The organism is Armatimonas sp. (assembly GCF_043760365.1).
Classification (GTDB): Bacteria; Armatimonadota; Armatimonadia; order Armatimonadales; family Armatimonadaceae; genus Armatimonas.
On the sequence record NZ_JAYUPA010000608.1, the window covers coordinates 1 to 1513 of the forward strand.

A 1513-nucleotide genomic window follows, 5' to 3' on the forward strand; every position below is an offset into this window, starting at 1 on the left:
CAGTACCTGCGCAGCTTTGTCGAGCCCGCCAGTCTGTTTATTGACATCATGATGAATGTGGGGACAATCTTTCGCGCAGGGCTTCGGCTAGACGACGAACACTTGCTGGCTGTGGCGCACCGCCACTGCGAGACCACGCGCCGGACGATCGTGCGTGGCGATGGCTCCACCAGCCATGAGGCGCTCTTTGATTTAGCAACCGGTGAGTGCCTGCGCCAGAGCACGCACCAGGGCTGGCGCGGCGACTCCTGCTGGGCGCGTGGGCTGGCTTGGTCGCTCTACGGCTTCACCCGCAGCTACCAGCAGACGGGCCGCGCGATTTACCTCCAAACAGCGATGGCAAACGCGGATTATCTGCTCACGCAGCTTCCCGGTGGCGGTGTGACGACTTGGGACTTTGACGCGCCCAATCAAGACGTAGATAGTTCGGGTTCTGCGATTGCCGCCTCTGGCCTGCTCGATCTGGCGACTGTCTGCCCCGATCCCATCAAGGGCGCGGCGTATCGCGCCTGGGCCATCCGAAGTCTGGAGCTCTGCGCCGATCAGTACCTCGGCGACAAAACGCCTGGCTTTGAGGGGATTCTCAACGGCTCGATCTACCACATCCATAAAAACATCGGCGTCCACGAAGCCTGTTTGTTCAGCGAGTACTTCTTCGTCGAGGCGCTCTGGAAAGCCCTAAAACCCTCCTCCCCAGCCCTCCTCCCGATAACGGGAGGAGGGAGTGTGGTCACGCCCTACCCCGAGGGCTCGCTCCCGGCGCAGTTCAAGACCTGGGTGGACGGCCCCACGGAAGAAGACGTCGCCTCTCCTGTGGATGGAGCGACCAAATGACGCGGCCCGTGGCGTTGGTGACCGGTGCGGGGCGGGGGATTGGGCGGGGGATTGCCCTTGAGCTGGGCAAGCTCGGGTGGTTTGTGGTGGTGAACTATGCGGGCAATGTGCAAGCTGCCGACGAGTGCGTGGCGCTGGTGCGCGAGGCAGGCGGCGATGCGCTTGCGGTTCGCGCCGATGTCTCGGTGGCGGACGACCGCGAACGGCTGGTGAACGCGGCGCTGGCGGTAGCGGATCGGATTGACTTGCTGGTGAATAATGCGGGAGTCGCGCCGAGCGTTCGCGCCGATATTCTCGACGCCAGCGAGGAGAGCTTCGACCGACTGATCTCTATTAATCTCAAGGGGCCGTATTTTCTGACCCAGCGCGTCGCCAAAGAGATGATTACGCGCGGCGGCAACGCGCAGATTATCACGGTCTCCTCAATCTCCGCGTTTACGGCGTCGGTGAATCGTGGCGACTACTGTATTTCGAAAGCGGGTCTGGGAATGGCGACAGCGCTCTGGGCGGCGCGGCTGGCGGAGTACGGGATTCGTGTCTATGAATTGCGCCCTGGCGTGATTGCTACCGACATGACGGCAGGGGTGAAAGATAAGTACGACAGTGCGATTGAGGGCGGCGCGTGGCCGATCCGCCGCTGGGGCCTGCCCGAAGACATCGGGCGCGCCGTCGCCGCCCT

1 protein-coding gene and 1 pseudogene are annotated in these 1513 nt (G+C 62.9%); both read left to right on the plus strand.

The window, feature by feature from the left end; genetic code table 11:
• A pseudogene (locus tag ACH2EH_RS13975) lies at positions 1–834 on the plus strand (hypothetical protein); the annotation flags it as partial.
• Positions 831–1513 (plus strand): 3-ketoacyl-ACP reductase (locus tag ACH2EH_RS13980; protein ID WP_395142657.1); only part of this gene is annotated, 683 nt, incomplete at its 3' end. The pseudogene ACH2EH_RS13975 and the gene ACH2EH_RS13980, both read left to right, overlap by 4 nt.